14 protein-coding genes are annotated in these 17,528 nt (G+C 49.4%); 3 read left to right on the top strand and 11 right to left on the bottom strand.

What is annotated here, in order from left to right; translation table 11 throughout:
• Positions 1-10: 10 nt before the first annotated feature.
• The gene (locus IMCC21906_RS06385; protein WP_047011468.1) at positions 11-1,639 is read right to left on the bottom strand and encodes an NAD+ synthase; all 1,629 of its coding nucleotides are present in this window, start codon (positions 1,637-1,639) and stop codon (positions 11-13) included.
• Positions 1,640-1,852: 213 nt separating this feature from the next.
• On the opposite strand from IMCC21906_RS06385, the gene IMCC21906_RS06380 reads away from it, so the two are divergent.
• Positions 1,853-3,451 carry a PAS domain-containing sensor histidine kinase gene (locus tag IMCC21906_RS06380; RefSeq protein ID WP_047011467.1) on the top strand — a complete coding sequence of 533 codons (1,599 nt, stop codon included), beginning with the start codon at positions 1,853-1,855 and terminating at the stop codon, positions 3,449-3,451.
• Positions 3,448-4,812 carry a sigma-54 dependent transcriptional regulator gene (locus tag IMCC21906_RS06375; protein ID WP_047011466.1) on the top strand — a complete coding sequence of 455 codons (1,365 nt, stop codon included), beginning with the start codon at positions 3,448-3,450 and terminating at the stop codon, positions 4,810-4,812. Before IMCC21906_RS06380 ends, IMCC21906_RS06375 begins: the two co-directional genes overlap by 4 nt.
• 44 nt (positions 4,813-4,856) lie before the next feature.
• Here the strand turns inward: IMCC21906_RS06375 and IMCC21906_RS06370 are convergent, their stop codons facing one another.
• From IMCC21906_RS06370 to IMCC21906_RS06345, 6 genes are read right to left on the bottom strand one after another with little or no spacing between them, the layout of a single operon-like run.
• Entirely contained in the window at positions 4,857-5,309 is a 453-nt protein-coding gene (locus IMCC21906_RS06370; protein ID WP_047011465.1) for a type IV pilin protein, read from the bottom strand.
• The gene (locus IMCC21906_RS06365) at positions 5,306-9,121 is read right to left on the bottom strand and encodes a pilus assembly protein (RefSeq protein ID WP_052763403.1); all 3,816 of its coding nucleotides are present in this window, start codon (positions 9,119-9,121) and stop codon (positions 5,306-5,308) included. Before IMCC21906_RS06365 ends, IMCC21906_RS06370 begins: the two co-directional genes overlap by 4 nt.
• An 11-nt stretch (positions 9,122-9,132) precedes the next feature.
• Positions 9,133-9,666, bottom strand: a complete 534-nt coding sequence (locus IMCC21906_RS06360; RefSeq protein WP_052763402.1) for a PilX N-terminal domain-containing pilus assembly protein — start codon at positions 9,664-9,666, stop codon at positions 9,133-9,135.
• On the bottom strand, positions 9,663-10,721 hold the full coding sequence (locus tag IMCC21906_RS06355; protein WP_047011464.1) for a PilW family protein: 1,059 nt from the start codon (positions 10,719-10,721) through the stop codon (positions 9,663-9,665). Before IMCC21906_RS06355 ends, IMCC21906_RS06360 begins: the two co-directional genes overlap by 4 nt.
• Before the next feature lie 2 nt (positions 10,722-10,723).
• Positions 10,724-11,191, bottom strand: a complete 468-nt coding sequence (pilV, locus tag IMCC21906_RS06350) for a type IV pilus modification protein PilV (protein WP_047011463.1) — start codon at positions 11,189-11,191, stop codon at positions 10,724-10,726.
• Positions 11,188-11,724, bottom strand: coding sequence for a GspH/FimT family pseudopilin (locus IMCC21906_RS06345; protein WP_052763401.1), 537 nt, complete (start codon positions 11,722-11,724; stop codon positions 11,188-11,190). Before IMCC21906_RS06345 ends, pilV begins: the two co-directional genes overlap by 4 nt.
• A gap of 398 nt (positions 11,725-12,122) precedes the next feature.
• Between IMCC21906_RS06345 and IMCC21906_RS06340 the strand changes: the two genes are divergently transcribed.
• The gene (locus IMCC21906_RS06340; protein ID WP_047011462.1) at positions 12,123-12,632 is read left to right on the top strand and encodes a GspH/FimT family pseudopilin; all 510 of its coding nucleotides are present in this window, start codon (positions 12,123-12,125) and stop codon (positions 12,630-12,632) included.
• 33 nt (positions 12,633-12,665) lie between these two features.
• Here IMCC21906_RS06340 and ispH read toward each other — a convergent pair whose 3' ends face one another.
• The 4 genes from ispH to ileS form a co-directional block, all read right to left on the bottom strand.
• A complete protein-coding gene (gene ispH / locus IMCC21906_RS06335) occupies positions 12,666-13,613 on the bottom strand; it encodes a 4-hydroxy-3-methylbut-2-enyl diphosphate reductase (RefSeq protein WP_047013197.1) in 948 nt (315 codons plus the stop codon).
• Between the two features lie 20 nt (positions 13,614-13,633).
• The gene (fkpB, locus tag IMCC21906_RS06330) at positions 13,634-14,080 is read right to left on the bottom strand and encodes an FKBP-type peptidyl-prolyl cis-trans isomerase (RefSeq protein WP_231580329.1); all 447 of its coding nucleotides are present in this window, start codon (positions 14,078-14,080) and stop codon (positions 13,634-13,636) included.
• A 16-nt stretch (positions 14,081-14,096) separates the two neighbouring features.
• Positions 14,097-14,639, bottom strand: a complete 543-nt coding sequence (gene lspA / locus IMCC21906_RS06325; protein ID WP_047013196.1) for a signal peptidase II — start codon at positions 14,637-14,639, stop codon at positions 14,097-14,099.
• Positions 14,640-14,703: 64 nt separating this feature from the next.
• The gene (gene ileS / locus IMCC21906_RS06320) at positions 14,704-17,520 is read right to left on the bottom strand and encodes an isoleucine--tRNA ligase (RefSeq protein ID WP_047011460.1); all 2,817 of its coding nucleotides are present in this window, start codon (positions 17,518-17,520) and stop codon (positions 14,704-14,706) included.
• Between the last annotated feature and the right edge of the window lie 8 nt (positions 17,521-17,528).

Below are 17,528 nucleotides of genomic sequence, written 5' to 3'. Positions count from 1 at the left end.
GTTAAGCCAATTAATCGCCAATCGGCCATTTTTGAGTAATGGGATAACGTCGGTCGCGGCCAAAACCGCGTTCAGTAATCCGCGTTCCAATGGGCGCTTGGCGACGTTTATACTCGTTTAAGTCAACCAGTCGCAGCACATGGTAGACCGTTTCCCGATGATAGCCCGCTGCAATAATCGTCTCAGCGCTTTCGTCTTGTTCAATGTAGCGCTCCAAAATCTGGTCCAGCACGCTGTAGGGCGGCAGGCTGTCTTCGTCTTTTTGGTCTGGGGCTAACTCCGCAGAAGGCGGACGGGTAATAACCCGCTCAGGAATGGCCGGAGACACGCCGTTTCGATAACGGGATAGTTCAAACACCCGGACTTTAGACACATCTTTCAGGACATCAAAGCCCCCCGCCATATCGCCATACAAGGTGGAATAACCCACGGCCACTTCACTCTTGTTACCCGTGGTCAGCACTAAATAGCCTTTCTTGTTTGAAATAGCCATCAGCAACACACCCCGACACCGGGCTTGTAAATTCTCTTCAGTTTTGCCCACGGGCAAGCCGGTAAACTCTTCATCTAGCGAGCTCATAAAGCTGTCATAAATCCCTTCAATGGGAATCACTTTATACGGCACATTCAGCAATGTTGCCTGAGCCTCAGCATCTTCAAGGCTCATAGACGAGGTATAACGAAAAGGCATCATCACCGCCTCAACCCGCTCAGGGCCCAAGGCGTCAACCGCAATCGCCAATGTTAAGCCTGAATCAATGCCGCCAGACAAACCCAGCACAACCCCTTTAAAACCGTTTTTATTGACGTAATCCCGCACGCCGAGAACTAATGTCTGGTAGATATCTTCCATCACGGGTTTTAAGTCAGTGATCAAGCCCTCTTCAAACTGCAGACTGTTGCCATCCCAGTGCGCGGTAACACAATCCAGGCTTTCTTGATAAGCCGGGCTACGGGCGATAAGTTCGCCCTGCTCAGACACCACCATAGAGGCGCCATCAAACACCAACTCATCCTGCCCGCCCACCAAATTGCAGTACACCAATGGCATACGCCCCTGCCACGCCCGCTGAGCGAGCAGTGCTTCCCTTTCAATCTGTTTGCCTGCATGAAACGGTGAGGCACTGAGGTTGAGCATTAACCGTGCCCCCTTCGCTCGGGCCTTGCTGGTAGGAGCGTCTTCCCAAACATCTTCACAGATACTGATTGCCGTGGGCACACCAAAGATGTCCATGACCAAGGTTTCGCTGCCTTCTTGGAAATATCGCTTCTCATCAAAGACCCGATAATTGGGCAGACACTGTTTAAAATACTCGTTGACCAAGCGCCCACCAAAGAACACACCGGCAGCATTAAAAAGTTTTCCATCAACATGGCGGGGGTAGCCCACCACCACATAGCAATTTTGCGCATAGGGGGCAATACGCTGCAACGCCCGTTCAACCCGGTGGCTAATACTGGAGCGCAGCAACAAGTCTTCAGGGGGATAACCGGTGATCACCAGTTCGGGAAACATAATCAATTGCGGGTCGTGCAACGACAGTGCGTTTTCAATTGTTTCGATAATTTTATCGGTATTTCCAGAGATATCGCCCACAACCGGGTTAATCTGAGCCATTACGATACGTAGCGAAGTCATGGGCCGTCTGTCCATTAAAGCAAAATATTGTCGGGAGGAAGTCCACCAGCGTGGCAAAATGCAAGCGCGGTGTTAACCAAAACCGGCATTCTAGCAAATATGTCTGAGTGCATCCCCCTAATCAGCGATATACACTAGAGAGCGGCTGCAGAAGCTGTGCGACTCTAGATCGCGGCACACTTAAAACCCCAAAAAGAATGACGAGCTTAATTTATGTTAGCAAGCCAAGATATTGCTCAACGCCGGGCGGTGATGCGTTTTTACGCCGGCTACCGACAAATCCTGGCTGGCGCCTTGTTCATTCTCTTTTTCTTCGGCCCCGATCAACTGATACTGGGTTCGGTTGAGCCACCCTTATTTACCTACGCCTCGCCAATTTACCTGATCTTTGCCATTGCCTTGATTCTTCGGCACAGTATTTTTGCCCACCGCTACACCCATACCGAGATATTTGCCGAGCTGCTGGTCGATGTTGCCGCACTGGTTATTATGAGTTATGCCTCTGGCGGGGCAGACTCCGGCTTACAATTACTCATTTTCGTCACCATTAGTGTCAGCAGCGCCAGCCTGCCAGCCAGACTCAGCTTGGCCATTGCCGCACTGGCAAGTATCTCGGCACTAACAGAGGTTGCAGTCCAAAGTTTATCGGATAAAACCAGCACCCAGCAGTTTGTAGTCGCAGGCTTAATGGGGATTGCCTATTTCTCCATTGCCATCGCAATTCGATATTTAAGTATTAAAATCATCACCGCTCAGAACTTGGCTGAACATCGGCGCAATGACATTGAGCGGCTCTCCAAAATCAATCAAATGATTGTCCAACGAATGCAAACGGGTGTGATGTTGATTTCGCCCCAGGGTCATATTCGTATGCTAAATGAAGCTGCGGAAGAGTTACTGGGGAAGTTCGATACCGACGCCGCAGGCCAAGATATTGCACCGAAAGAATTAATTTCCTTGGCTCAATCTGAGCAGCAGGGCAGCGTTTTATTTAACGCTGGCGAAGGTAAGATTGAGGTTTATGCCAATATGATCACATTGGGAGAGCACAACGATAGCGACCGGTTAGTGTACTTAGAAAACATCAGCAAAATTAGTCAACGCGCTCAAAATATGAAACTGGCGTCACTGGGGCGCTTTACTGCCAGCATCGCCCACGAGATACGCAATCCTTTAAGCGCCATTAGCCACGCAGCCCAGTTATTGCGAGAAAACCCCGAACTCAGCGATGACGACAAACGCTTCACCCACATCATCGAATCTAATGCCCACCGCATGAACGGCATTATCAAAAACATTCTTGAAATGTCCCGGGGCAGGTCACCCCAGCCTACGCATATTGATCTCAATGAGTGGCTAAGCGAATTTTGCACCGATTGGCGCCCAACCGAAGGCGAAAGAGTAGCGTTTAAAATAAGTAATCATGCCTCCCAAGCCAATATCAATGTTGACCTTAGTCAACTACGACAGATTATTGCCAATATCGCCGAGAACGGCGTTCGCTATGGAGCAGAGGCTCACGGCATAGCTAAAATACACTTTCAACTCAGTAGCAACCCCTCTTCCGAAGCCGTTATTTTAGACATTATTGATAATGGCCCTGGCATCCCAGCCGAGCAGGAAGATAAAATCTTTGAACCATTTTTTACCACTGAAAATAAGGGAAATGGCTTGGGCCTCTATCTATGTCGGGAGCTTTGCCTTGCCAATCAAATCAGCATTCACTACCGGCGAGATAAAGATCACAACAGCTGCTTTAGACTGCAGTTCTCTCACCCTTCACGAGGCGGGCTACCAAGCCGAGCATTATGAATAGCCATCAACAAAACGTTTTAATCGTCGACGACGAACCCGATATCCTCGAGCTTTTAGATATCACCATTAGTCGCATGGGACTAAACACGCTCACCGCATCTACCGTTGCCGAAGCGCTAACGCACTTACGCAGCCAAGAGATCAGTTTATGTCTCACCGACATTAAACTGCCTGACGGTTCAGGTATGGATATCGTCAGTGCCATACAAGCGTGTGAGGTGCCGCCACCGGTCGCAGTACTCACCGCTTACGGCAGCATGGAACTAGCAGTCGAATCATTAAAAGCCGGCGCGTTTGATTTTATAAACAAACCGGTTTCGATAGAACAATTACGTAATTTAGTTAAATCTGCACTGCGCCTGGATAATCGCCCCCCCCCTGTTGAAGGCAGCAAAAATCCGCGGTTGTTAGGCGAAACCCCCGCCATCAAAACGCTACGTGAACAGATCAACAAACTCGCTCGAAGCCAAGCGCCTGTCTATATCAGCGGCGAATCCGGTAGCGGTAAAGAAGTGGTCGCCCGGCTTATCCATGCTAACGGTCCCCGTCGAGACGCGCCCTTTGTGCCCGTTAATTGTGGTGCCATTCCCGATGAGCTAGTAGAGAGCGAATTCTTTGGTCATGCAAAAGGCAGCTTTACCGGCGCCTACGACCACAAAGAAGGCTTATTTGAAGCGGCCAATGGCGGTACCTTGTTCTTAGATGAAGTTGCCGACCTCCCCCTTAATATGCAGGTAAAACTGCTCAGAGCCATTCAAGAAAAAGCCGTCAGACGCATTGGTTCAAATCAAGAAATACCGGTCGACGTGCGCATACTTAGCGCCACACACCGCGACCTCAGCCGGGCCGTCGCCTCCGAAAATTTCAGAAGTGACCTGTTTTACCGGATTAATGTGATTGAATTACAAGTGCCAAGTTTGCGCAGCCGCACCAGTGATATCCCCTTGCTGGCTGATTTTATTCTTGAAAAAATCAGTCGTGAATGGGGGCTGACTGCCCCAGCCCTTGATCAGACGGCCATTAAAGCACTGCAATCTTATGCGTTTCCGGGAAATGTGCGAGAACTGGAAAACATCATAGAACGGGCTGCCACCCTTTGCGATGGCGGAAAAATTTCGGAATTAGACTTATCCCTGCCTAGCGCTAATGGCCCTTTACAGACAAGCGATAACGCAAGTGGTGACTCTCATCTGCAAGGGGCCAGCGGTCGCCTGGAAGAATATTTAGCTGAAATCGAAAAAGAAATTATTAGCGAAGCACTGGAAAACAACCGTTGGAACAAAACCGAATCTGCCAAAACACTGGGAGTCACCTTTCGGCAGTTTCGATATAAGTTAAAAAAATACGAGCTGGATTAAGAAAAACAGCACCGTAGAAGCGACTGCATTCAAAATGCTCTCGCTTACCGGCGCCAACAATCCGACAAGGTCTTTGTAGAACCGCTAGGTTTACTTGCAAGGGCCAGCCCGCCTGTTTCATCAATCGTGAAATCGCCACAGTCATCCCCAGCCATACTGCCCGAGCGAGTCGCCCTTAGCGTAAAACTGTTAGCTGCCGGTGTACCGGTTGCCGCAATCGTATAATACGCTGCGCCATTATCTGGCACTTTTGTGGGAAAGACTGCAGGTAAAGTGCTCCCACCTGCAGTGGTGGTATAACGACCATTAGTGGAGTAATAACGCTCCAAAGCTTGAGCACCCGACATGAGTGCACTGGTTGCCTCACTACGCCGGGCCTTAGCAACTTGAGACAAATAACTTGGGTAGGCGATACCGGCCAAAAGCCCCACTATCGCAACACTAATCATCAACTCCATCAGAGTGAAGCCCTGGATGCGATCCTGCCGATTTCTCATTGCAACTGTCTCCACGATTGACGGCCGGCTTCGCCTTGGGCACCAGCGCTTTCAGTAACGACACCGATAGATCCACTGCTACCCGACGTATATTTATACTCCAATTCACCGGCACCAATGATACCTGGGGTTTTAATCATTTCGTCCGTACCAATACCACTAATAGGCAAATAATTTCCATTAATGGACACCACGTCCAGATAATCTACCTTGCCATCGTTATTGGTATCCAAGGTCGGATCGGTGATACGCCCGCCATTAATCGCATCTAATTCCATCAAAAAGCTACTGCCACCGTAACCACAAATATTATTTGATGGAATAATAGTCGCAAAAATAATTCGTCCATTACGCAACACTGGCTGAGAAACAACCCGTTCTCCTGTGGCGGTATTCGTCGGCGGCAACAGGCGCAAGTGCCAGCCATAATCAGGTGGCGAGTTAGTGCCGTTATTACTAACTACACGGATTTTATTGCTTGTAGTCGAACCATCTTTGGTCGTCGCAGTTCCCTCAAACTCAATAGTCTGCGTCAACAGCTTGTCTCTACCGGTAAAGGCGCTGCCATTATCTCTGATACCATAAAAATCTTGAACTTGCGGGCTAGCTGGCACAACAGCATCATTCAATTCAAAGTATTTTCCCGTTCCTACATAAATAATGTTTCCACCCGCAGGATGCACACCAACAGAGGGTCTAGAGGTCACTGGCTGGGTATTACCTGAAGCATCAACAAATTTATACAGGGGTTTGGCTATTCCACTACTATCTGTATACGCAACAGACCAACTGCCTGTGGTTGCACCGGTAAGATCAAATTTCCATAAATTCCCTTTTAAATCTCCCGCATAGACATAATCGCTAATTCGATCATTATTAATATCAACGGGGACTGGCGTTGCCAAACCATTATCGACCCCACTGACACCCGTATTTATTGCCTTCAACAAGGTCCCTGTAGCCAAATCCACAACAAAAAGTTTAAGTTTGTCTCCAGATGCATAGCCATTACCAAATATAGCAACCCACTTATTACTCGCTGCGACTCGTATAATCGTGGGCTGACTCATGGCAACACCCAATTTATGCGTCGCATTTGATGCCGTAGAAAACTCCCACAACAAATTTCCAGCTCCTATTGAACTAGGATCAGTGACATCCAGCGCGAATACCGAACGTCCACCTGCGCCGGTAGCCCCGACAAGCACCGTTTTCCAATTACCATTAACATAGGCATCTACTCCTCGCGGTGAACCATCCACCAAATAACGGTGCTCGTAATCGGGGTCAGATAAACTTGCTAGACGTGGGTAGACACCGGCCGGAACAAAGGCGACTTTCTCGCTGCCGGTGGCTGCATCGAAGCCATGGAGCATACCGTCATTCGCGCCAACATAAATCATTGGCGTGCGGCTGGATTTACTATTCAAAAAAGTGAGGTAGCTGCTGCCTTCAGCTCCACTCAATTTCCCGTAACCGAAATTCTCCGTCGCCCCAACGAAAAAGGGGTCTGAGTTAATAATATCACCGAGTATTTCAGAGCGCTGTCGAAACAAGATACCCTCTTTGCTTTGATCACCTCTCAACCAATTAATTCGGGCTTTACCTATATCCTCGCTATCGCCGTTACGCAAAGCGGCTTTTTGGTTTGCCGTGAGGTTATCCCACTGAGACACCGAGAAAGCCACGGACGATGTTGTAGTCGCCCCAGGGTTACCTACAGCAGTAAAAACATTTCGCAAACCATGGGCAGGAATTGCATTATTATTGGTATCCCAAATTATATTATTTAAACTACCGTTGCTATTAAGCGAAAATGCTTGAATTCGACCCGACCATTCCAAGCTATTAAAACTGGCTTGATAAACTAAGGTACCCGAATCCAAACGGGTAGAGTTAGCCGCAACAGAAGATGCAGATGACTTGCTTTCATTCGCGATTGTTTGCAAAACATCGGATAATTCATTCGCAAACACATCGGGTTCAGAAGCGCTAAAAAACCCCCCTCGCGAATTGACACCAGCATGCAGTAAGTCATCAATCTTATACAGTTCCTGGCTAGTTGGATTAGGCCAAGAAACACTTGCCCCATTGTTTATAGCAGCAAAAGCCGTATCGGGATCAACGCTTCCCGCTACACCGATTCCCACTCCAAATGTCACCATGTGTTGCCAAAATGCCGGATTACCCTTGGTCTGAGAAACCAAGTTATCCATATCGCTGCGCAGATCTGTTTTCCAATAATACATAGCCACATCAGCTAATGTATCGCTACGATTATCACTAAAAGGTGATTTGGCTTTATAAGAATAGCTATCTCCCACTGGCCTACTATGAGTGGGGTTATCGGTGCCATCATTGTTTTTGGCTGGATCACCACCAGCACTATCACCCGACCAATAACCATCTGTGGTTAATACCGTATAGTTACGACGACAAGCTAACTGTTCAGTGTTGTCATTCGTGCCCGGCGTTTTACCCCAAGGTCCTTTATTATCTGTACGGGAAAAATATTTGCCGGCTGCATCAAGCGCTTTTCGCAACGGCGTCCCTGAATTAGGGATAGTCCGGCCATACAAAGCGTCAAAAAAATTGGCTCGGTTTGCGCCGTCGAAAGTTCTCACTCCATTGACAATAACAGAGCTATTAACGCCATCAACACTGGTGCTCCCTTGATTGATACTGCCAAACCCTACCCGAAGCCCTCCACCTTGAGTCGCAAAAGCAAAGCCACTTCCAGCCCGTGCCGTCAGTACGCGAGATCGGTAATAGGTATACCAATTAGCAAAATTTTGAATTTCTTCTAAATAAGTACAAGTAGCCAAAACCCTAGCAAGACAATCATCGCGAAACTCCCGCCCCTCCCCGGTATAATTCAACGTGGTGAAGCGAATTTCTTTTTCATTAAAATTATCCCAATTCCAAGTACTACCACTACCCTTGTACCAGAAATACTTGGCCGGCCAGTAATTTTTATTATTAGTGGTATAACTGCAGCTACCACTGCTATTACAGCTATACCAGCGGTTACTGTTGTAATTGCTGTTTGTTGTGGTGAGGTTGCGACAACGCGAGGCATCAAATGAATTAGTAGTTCGCTCAGGATTGTGTAGAGCGCAGCTTGGTTTTGCATCCGGGTAATGACTGCCATCCGCTTTTACCCAGGGTCGATAGGTTTTGGAAGGGTTGTAATACACGGTATTAATTTGGGGAGAACGGCTGCGGGCATTAAACCCGTTGTTGTCATCGACTGTCGGTACATAATTGTCGTAATCATTTCCCCCATACACACCGTTCGCCCGTGGATAAATATACCTAGCACTGCTGTAAATAATATCATCCGGCATCAACTCAAACTGCATAGACCCCGAATCATCAAGGATATACATCACATTTGGTGGCGCCGACTGGGTCAGAAACAAAGGCTTTTGAGCGATATTGTCATCAACGGGATCTACTTCATCTGGTTCGCAATCTTTTTTAATGCCTACAACAGTGAAAACAGCTCGACACCTAGCTTCAGTAGTCAGGATATTATCATTAAAGGAATAACTCCCGGCCGGACAGGAGTACAAGGAAAAACTTCCAAAAGTAGCGGGATCCACATTTATATTTACAACGTCAGTTACTTCCTCCAGCTCACTGAAGGTATGGGAGTCAACAGAAAAAAAGCCGCCAACATAGCCACCCGTATTAACTTCCAGCTCACAGTCTTCTGCAAAAGAAGAAGAAGCCCATACCAGTAAAATACCTAATAAAAAGTAAGCGGCTCGGTTCACATTAAACACGTTTAGATGCAAGAAACTAATCATTATATGAACCCTCAGGACTCGCCACGTCGAAACGTAGTGCTCAATACCACCATACTGCGATCGCTCGCGCCGAAGCCTCTAGCAGTAACTCGATAAAAACTAATACTTTGCACTGGCTGATCTGACACCAAAGGAGCATTGGGGTCACTCACACTCAACTCCTCGATAATATATTCTGGCTGCTTACTAACATTAGGAACGGCATTGTTCAGCGCAAACCAGCCACTGGAGGTCGGATCTGACCAAGCAGGCTCAGCACAAGCGGGCTTGGTATCGTTAGGATTAGCACAAGATAGATACAAGCCATTACTACCATTAAATGTCGCCAGCGATACAGCTGACAATAGCTGCTCAGCTTCTCTTAATGCAGCTTCTGCCGCCTGAAATGCCATATTGACGTCCTTAGCGTTACCCGCCATTCGTTCCTGAAGCGTCGCCGACTGCATGGATGCCGCACAGACAACTGTAAGGATCAACATAAAAACCAAACTCACAATTAACACTGCGCCACGCTGAGCGCCCATTCCCACGCTTGTTAACTTCATGGCAATTTATTCCTGATAGCAAATACATTGGTAAAGACTTGGCGAAAACGGCCATCATTATTGGCAATAACAGTGCCGCTAGAATCCATTACTGTCTGCGCATCTGCACTTCCAGATTTGCCCACCACATTTTCTTCCGGACCCACCATCTGTAAAGAAATACGCACGCTGAGCACATCTTCCCATTGCGCTGCAGTTATCGCCGCGCCACTGCGATACTCGTCTACAGCGCGGTCATCATTGGTATCCACACCATAAGTGAGCTGCATATCTTCAACGCCTTCGACCAACTCGGTGGCCGCACTCATGGTTCCACCTGAGCCGGCAACTCGCTGCTGAAAAAACAGGGCGTAAATAGGATTACCCGCAGGCGTGTCTCTGCCCGTATCTCTGACAAAATAATTAATCGTTTCAAAAGCAAAAATTTCAGCATCGGGGCCATAGAGTTTGCTTAAGCTGCCACTGGAATTGTACGTGCCAGAAGCATGCTCAAAACTGCTCGCGCCATTGCCTGCTGCTACTGGCGTGTTGCTTACCCGAAAGACATTGGCATTTAAACAGTCGGCAACCATGACGTAGTCGCCTTTGGTCAAGCCCAAAGTATTATCTGCAACATTGAGCTTATCGGCAGCAGGCAGGGTTGCACTGTTAATACGGATAAATTCCTCAGATGCCTTTTTTATTTGCATAGCATCCGTTCCCGCCAAGGCGCCAAGTGCATTCCCCCCACTAAGATTATCTTGGCCCACATAAACCGTGCGGGGGCCAAAATCCACCTCATTACTCGGCACAGCAATATTTTGCACCGTCACCGCACCCACCGACGTACAGCCCATATAGCCCGACATACGAACTTCTTCCCCGAGAAGACGCATAGCAAAGCGCGCATTCTCTTGGACCATTGCCAATGAATCTTGCAAGCGCGAGCTACTATTGCTTGCGACAAAGACCTGAATGACTGCAGCACTGAGAAACAGGCCCAGCGTAATAGCAATCATCAGTTCGACAAGTCCAAAGCCACTCTGAATATCTCTTTTTGCGGTTCTACGTTCCATGTTTACAGCTCCGTCACAAACACAAAACTTTCTGTATCCGCCGCACCGGCTAAACGAGTACTTTCCAAACGCCCTTCCTGCCACTGCACTGTAATAGTAAATGTTGTGCCATTACGGACTACTGAGCCATCGCCCCCTGGCAATCTGTTGGCCAGCTCAGTCAGCCAATCACGTTGATCAATTTGATATACCTCTGTGCCATTGGACGCAGACGCATCCATTGCCAGATCATAAAAACCATTGAGTGCAGCTGCCCGGTTAGCGCGAATGCGGTCTGACATATCATTTGCCAAAAAAACAGCCGCCGAACGGACATTGGCCACTTGGTTAAACTTTACTGAATTAAGCTGCAATGCGGCTGCACCGAGCACACCGGTTGCGGTAATCAGTATGGCGACCAGCACCTCAATTAACGTTACGCCGATTTGCTGCCGCCGTAGGCCCAGTCGGCAAAAATGCTGTAATTTCATGGGCAGTTACGCTCCGTCACTCTAACTTGGCCACTGAGGCTAATCTGTATATTTCTATCTCGGGAGCAATATTCCGGCGAAGTGCGATAAGCAAACACTACCGCCTGAGTACCCACTAAAAAGCCATCGCCATTAAACGCCAGCGAACTGACTGCACTGCCATTTCTGTCAGCCACTAAAGAGGCATTGCTCTCCAACCCAGCAAAGCGCTTCACGGTTTCTCCACTATCGATGGTGCCGTCAGCGTCTGCATCTTGCCAACTCCGCCAACCATCTACCCATGCACCTCCCTCAGCGCTTACCGTAATCACTTGAGAGCGCACAATCGCTTCCGACCGGGCTGTCGCCAAAGCATTAGTCAGCAAGCGAATATCACTGCTGGCACGTGAGCTTTCAATAAACTGATTCAAATTGGGCACACCCACACTGATCACAATGGCGACAATAGCCATTGCCACCAGCAACTCAATCAGCGTAAAACCCTGAACCCGCTGGGCAGAAAAAATAGGTGTCTTTACTACCGGGTTTAGCAACGTATGTACTTCCTTTATCAGCTAATGGCGAACCGCCTGAACTTTGCCTCAAGTTATCCTAAAAGCCGAGCGATTGTCTTACCAGTGTGTGGCGACAAACGGTTTAATACAGGCGACAAACGGTTAATTACTAGGGCACCTCTGGTTAATTCGGTGATGCCTCAGGCTTAGCCAAGAAGGGCGGACCTCTGGCGCACACTGGACAGCGTTGCGACCCTCATTAATCGTGCCGCGCCTTGCCAGCGTACGCCAGAGGCTTCGCTGAGACATTAGCGAATTAACCAGAGGCGCCCTAGACAAACACAGCAGATTGAACTACACCCATTAAGACAGCGATATTGCTTCTCGCTGATATCGCACAATGAATACTCACGATTTTCCAAGGAAGGGACACCGTGATGAACCACAAAGGAATGACCTTAATTGAATTATTGTCAGCATTGTCCATCGCCGCCATTCTCGGCTTGGTGGCCATCCCCGGCCTGATGACCTTAGTCGAAAAACAACGTTTGCGAAGTAGCGCCTCGACCTTATTCCACACCCTGAGCAGTGCCCGATCGACAGCGGTATTTAGAAATATACCGATTACCGTCTGGAATCAAGATGGTAACTGGGCAGATGGAGTGGAGTTTTTTAGCGATCTTAATGCTGACGCTGAGAAGGATACTAACGAAGCCGTTCTATACCGTCAGAACGAGGCCAATGCCGTAGAAATCAGTGGCAATCGCTGGGTCGCAACATCCATCACCTTTCACCCGGATGGGAGTGCCCAAACCGCATCCGGTGCATTTCAAGTGGGGACGATTACTGTTTGCGGAGCAGAACTTGAGCTGGGGTATAAACTCATTCTCAGTATTGGCGGCCGCATTCGACTCATCAAGCATGCTAGTGCGTGTAAAACGCCCTGACACATGAAGAATCGACACAGTCTCAAAAGGCGCTTAGCTCACCTCAACCAAGCGCAATTCCTTGGGAAGGGAAAAAGTAATATTCTCGGGACGACCATCCAGTTCTACTGGCGACTGCGCACCCAAGTCACAAAGCCGTTTGACCACAGCTTCTACTAACACCTCTGGCGCCGAAGCCCCTGCCGTAATCCCGATACGCGGCTGACCCTCTAGCCACACGGGATTGATATCCTCTTCGGTATCAATTAAATAAGCTTGGCAGCCATTGCGCTCGGCAAGCTCTCGCAGCCGATTGGAGTTGGAGCTATTGGGCGAGCCCACCACCAACACAATATCTACCTGAGCAGATAGGGTTTTTACCGCGTCTTGGCGATTCTGGGTGGCGTAGCAAATATCGTCTTTGCGTGGACCTTCAATGGCCGGAAACCGAGTCCGCAACGCATCAATCACCGCCGCAGTGTCATCCATAGACAGCGTAGTTTGGGTAACATAGGACAGTTTTTCAGGGTTAGCGACGTTCAGCTTTTCAGCTTGAGCGACGTCTTCTACCAAATAAATCTGGCCGCCCTTGTCACTACGATACTGCCCCATGGTGCCTTCCACTTCCGGGTGGCCTTTATGGCCGATCAACACGCATTCCCGGCCCTGTTTGCTATAGCTATGCACTTCCATATGGACTTTCGTCACCAACGGGCAGGTTGCGTCAAATACTTTGAGCCCGCGACGATCCGCTTCGTCTCTTACCGCTCGGGACACCCCGTGGGCACTAAAGATCACGATGCGATCATCGGGCACTTCGTCTAATTCATCGACAAATACCGCGCCACGCTGACGCAAATCCTCAACCACAAATTTATTGTGAACCACCTCATGGCGCACAAAAATAGGCGAACCAAAAACCTCCAGGGCCCGGTTCACGATTTCTATTGCCCGATCTACCCCGGCACAAAAACCTCTGGGGTTTGCCATCACAATTTGCATATCGGCTCCGCGTTCAGACATCAGGACATTTCACCTTGCGCCTGCACATCAAGAATTTCAACTTTGAACAATAAACTGCGGCCCGCCAACGGGTGGTTAAAATCGACCTCTACCCGCTCATCATCAAAGCTGCTCACCACCCCCGGCAACTCAGCCCGGGCAGCATCGGCAAAGGAGATAACCAAGCCTTCGTATAATTCCATATCGGCATTGAACTGGCTGCGAGGAAAACTTTGAATATTGGCTGGATTACGCTGCCCAAACGCCTGCTCTGGCGCCAGCTTAAAGGTTTCTTTGTCGCCCGTGCGCAGCCCCAGCAACTGGGCCTCAACCGAGGACAGCAAATTACCGTCACCAAACACAAAACTGGCCGGTTTTTCACGTTCAAAGGTAGAGTCCACCACCTGGCCGTCTTCCAACAGCAAAGCAAAGTGCAGGGTGATTTTTGAGTTTTCAGTGATCGTCATTACATCCGTCATACTGTTAATGTTGCCCGTTAACCTTGCCTGCATCATTACCCTTGTCAGGATTCAGCAGCATATCCAAAACCAGAAAAAATGCCCCAACAGAAATACCGGCATCGGCAATATTAAACGTGGGGAAATAACTCGATTGCCAGTGCACAGAAATAAAATCCACCACATGGCCGTATATCACACGGTCAATCAAATTGCCCACCGCGCCACCCAATACCAAGGCCAAGCCCAGTGACAACAAACGCTGTTTACTGGGCAGACGCAGCAGCCAGATGGCGATATAAACACTGACAGCTACCGCAATAGCGGTAAAAAACCAGCGTTGCCAGCCCCCCGCATTGCTTAAAAAGCTGAACGCCGCTCCGCGGTTATAGTGCAAGGTAATATCCAATACCGGCAACACTTCTACGGGCTGGGCATAAGCTAACATCGTGTCGGCAAAATACTTGCTGATCTGATCTATCACGACCAGGAACAGCGCCAGCATAAACCACATGAGCCGGTTGCGACGCTGGGCCGCCACCGCAGCAGGGTCCTGTTCACCAAACATATCCAACTTATTTCTACGCCTGTTTTTAAGCAGGTTTTTAGCTGTATTGTCAGGCATAGTATTCTCAGGCATAGTCACGATGCTCGCCGTTGCCCTCGACATTGTCGATACAACGGAAGCAAAGGGTAGGATGATTCACATCCTGACCGACATCTTCCCGGTGATGCCAACAGCGCTCACACTTGTCGCCGTCGCTAGGGATCACCCGAATTTGCAGACCTTCCAATTCCGTACTAACCGCCGCATTGGCCGCCGACAAAGGTGCCAGTTGAGCTGATGAGGTAATCAACACAAACCGCAGCTCATCTTTCAGCGCCATTAGCGATTCCATTAAGGACTCATCGCAAAACAGGGTGACTTCAGCTTCCAGGCTGCCACCCACTACACCGTCTTTTCGGCACTGCTCCAGCACTTTATTAACCGCAGTTTTAACGGCTTGAATTTGCTGCCAAAAGGCATCATCCATGACCCGGTCAGTATGGATATTATTAACGCCCTGATACCACTCTGCGGCAAACACAGAGCCTTTGCGCTCGCCCGGCAAGTGCTGCCACAACTCATCCGCAGTAAAGCTCAAGATGGGGGTGATCCAGCGAGTCAATGCTTCGGCAATATGGTACAGCGCCGTTTGCGCAGAGCGACGTGGCAAACTATCTGCCTGGGTGGTGTACTGGCGGTCTTTGATAATATCCAGATAAAAACCACCCAGTTCCACCACACAAAAATTGTGCAGCCGCTGATAAATCAGATGAAACTGGTAGCTGTCATAAGCCTTGATAATTTCAGCCTGCAGGGCCGCAGCTCGGGCCACCGCCCAGCGATCCAAGGCCAGCATATCGTCTTCGGCCACGGCATGCTCAACCGGATCAAAGCCTGTCATATTCGCCAATAAAAACCGTGCTGTGTTGCGAATACGTCGATACGAATCTGCGGTGCGCTTAAAAATTTCGTCCGATACCGTCATCTCATTGCGGTAATCTGTCGCTGCCACCCACAGCCGTAAAATATCCGCGCCCAAGGTCTTCATGACTTTTTGCGGTGCAACGACATTGCCCACCGACTTGGACATTTTTCGACCCTGAGCATCCACAGTAAAGCCGTGGGTAAGCACACCTTTGTATGGAGCCACCCCCTCAATGGCAATACTGGTCAACAGCGACGACTGAAACCAACCCCGGTGTTGATCTGAACCTTCCAAATACAAGTCTGCGGGGTAGGCTAAATTGGCATCTTGTTTTAGAACAGAAAAATGCGTCACCCCAGAGTCAAACCAGACATCGAGGGTATCGGAGACTTTCTCGTACTGCTCTGCATCGGCACCTAATAGTTCACTGGCGTCCAGATCAAACCAAGCCTGAATACCGCCCTCGGCAACTTTCTGGGCGACCTGCTCCACCAACTGTGAACTGTTTGGGTGTAACTCGGCAGTGTCTTTATGAACAAACAGCGCAATGGGGACACCCCAGGTACGTTGCCGGGAAATACACCAGTCCGGGCGTTCCTGCATCATCGACGCGATCCGGGCCTGCCCCCAGCCTGGCGTCCAACTCACCCCTTCAACCGCTTCCAGTGCGGTATTCAGCAGACCATTTTGATGCATGCTGACAAACCACTGGGGCGTCGCTCTGAAGATAATCGGAGACTTGTGACGCCAGCAATGAGGATAACTGTGCTGATATTTCTGATGGGCCAGTAAACGGCCGCGCTCTTCCAACACCGCCAATACACTATCGTTCGCTTTAAACACATGCTCACCGGCAAACAGCGGCGTACCTTCGATAAACGTGCCATTGGCGGCAACCGGGTTATTCACCTCAAGGCCGTACTGCTTACCCACCACAAAGTCATCTTGACCATGCGCTGGCGCCGTATGCACCGCACCGGTACCGGCGTCGGTGGTGACGTGATCACCTAAGATAATCGGCACCTGGCGGTCATTAAAGGGATGCTGCAGCATCAGCTTTTCCAGATCCGCGCCTTTACAGCGACCCGCCACGGCAAATTCATCCACGCCATAACGCGCCAGCGCCCCTTCATAAAGGGCTTCGGCAAGCAGGGTGATATAGCGCTGAGCATTTTTTTCAAACGCGACCCACACATAATCCAGCTCGGGGTGCAATGCCACCGCCATATTGGCGGGCAAGGTCCAAGGCGTCGTGGTCCAGATCACCAGATTCAATTCGCCTTCAAGCTCGGCAAGGCCGCAGCGTTTACGAGCCTCACCGGCGTCAATTACCGCAAAGGCAACATCAATTGCCGGCGAGGTTTTGTCTTGGTATTCCACCTCGGCTTCTGCCAAGGCAGAGCGACAATCCAAACACCAATGCACCGGCTTAAAGCCTTTTTGCAAATGGCCATTGTCAGCGATTTTACCCAACGCACGAACAATATTGGCTTCAACATCAAAGCTCATGGTCAGATAGGGATTATCCCAATCCCCAAAGACACCCAAGCGTTTAAAGTCTTCTCGCTGACCATTCACCTGTTTATACGCGTATTTGCGACACTCCTCCCGGAAGGTCGCGGCATCGACCTTTTGGCCCGGCTTGCCGATTTTTTTCTCGACGTTCAGCTCAATAGGCAGCCCGTGGCAATCCCAACCGGGAATATAAGGCGAGTCAAAACCACTCATGGTTTTTGACTTAACAATCATATCCTTAATGATTTTGTTGACCGCGTGGCCGATATGAATATCGCCGTTGGCGTAAGGAGGGCCATCGTGAAGAATAAACTTCTCCCGCCCCGCTCTCGCTTCGCGAATTTCCTGATACACATCCTGCTCGGCCCAACGTTTGAGCATTTCGGGCTCGCGTTGCGCCAGGTTGGCCTTCATCGCAAAGGCGGTACTGGGCAGGTTCAGGGTATGTTTGTAATCACTCATAGGATTTA

The sequence above is a fragment of the Spongiibacter sp. IMCC21906 genome, assembly GCF_001010805.1.
GTDB lineage: Bacteria > Pseudomonadota > Gammaproteobacteria > Pseudomonadales > Spongiibacteraceae > Spongiibacter.
The sequence above is the reverse complement of the archived record's forward strand: the minus strand, read 5'-3'. Positions and strand labels throughout refer to the sequence as shown.

Excerpts from the sequence above, each read along its gene's own strand:
- IMCC21906_RS06385 (WP_047011468.1), bottom strand. The coding sequence starts at position 1,639 with ATGACTTCGCTACGTATCGTAATGGCTCAGATTAACCCGGTTGTGGGC.
- IMCC21906_RS06380 (WP_047011467.1), top strand. The coding sequence starts at position 1,853 with ATGTTAGCAAGCCAAGATATTGCTCAACGCCGGGCGGTGATGCGTTTT.
- IMCC21906_RS06375 (WP_047011466.1), top strand. The coding sequence starts at position 3,448 with ATGAATAGCCATCAACAAAACGTTTTAATCGTCGACGACGAACCCGAT.
- IMCC21906_RS06370 (WP_047011465.1), bottom strand. The coding sequence starts at position 5,309 with ATGAGAAATCGGCAGGATCGCATCCAGGGCTTCACTCTGATGGAGTTG.
- IMCC21906_RS06365 (WP_052763403.1), bottom strand. The coding sequence starts at position 9,121 with ATGATTAGTTTCTTGCATCTAAACGTGTTTAATGTGAACCGAGCCGCT.
- IMCC21906_RS06360 (WP_052763402.1), bottom strand. The coding sequence starts at position 9,666 with ATGAAGTTAACAAGCGTGGGAATGGGCGCTCAGCGTGGCGCAGTGTTA.
- IMCC21906_RS06355 (WP_047011464.1), bottom strand. The coding sequence starts at position 10,721 with ATGGAACGTAGAACCGCAAAAAGAGATATTCAGAGTGGCTTTGGACTT.
- pilV (WP_047011463.1), bottom strand. The coding sequence starts at position 11,191 with ATGAAATTACAGCATTTTTGCCGACTGGGCCTACGGCGGCAGCAAATC.
- IMCC21906_RS06340 (WP_047011462.1), top strand. The coding sequence starts at position 12,123 with ATGAACCACAAAGGAATGACCTTAATTGAATTATTGTCAGCATTGTCC.
- ispH (WP_047013197.1), bottom strand. The coding sequence starts at position 13,613 with ATGCAAATTGTGATGGCAAACCCCAGAGGTTTTTGTGCCGGGGTAGAT.
- fkpB (WP_231580329.1), bottom strand. The coding sequence starts at position 14,080 with ATGACGATCACTGAAAACTCAAAAATCACCCTGCACTTTGCTTTGCTG.
- lspA (WP_047013196.1), bottom strand. The coding sequence starts at position 14,639 with ATGTTTGGTGAACAGGACCCTGCTGCGGTGGCGGCCCAGCGTCGCAAC.
- ileS (WP_047011460.1), bottom strand. The coding sequence starts at position 17,520 with ATGAGTGATTACAAACATACCCTGAACCTGCCCAGTACCGCCTTTGCG.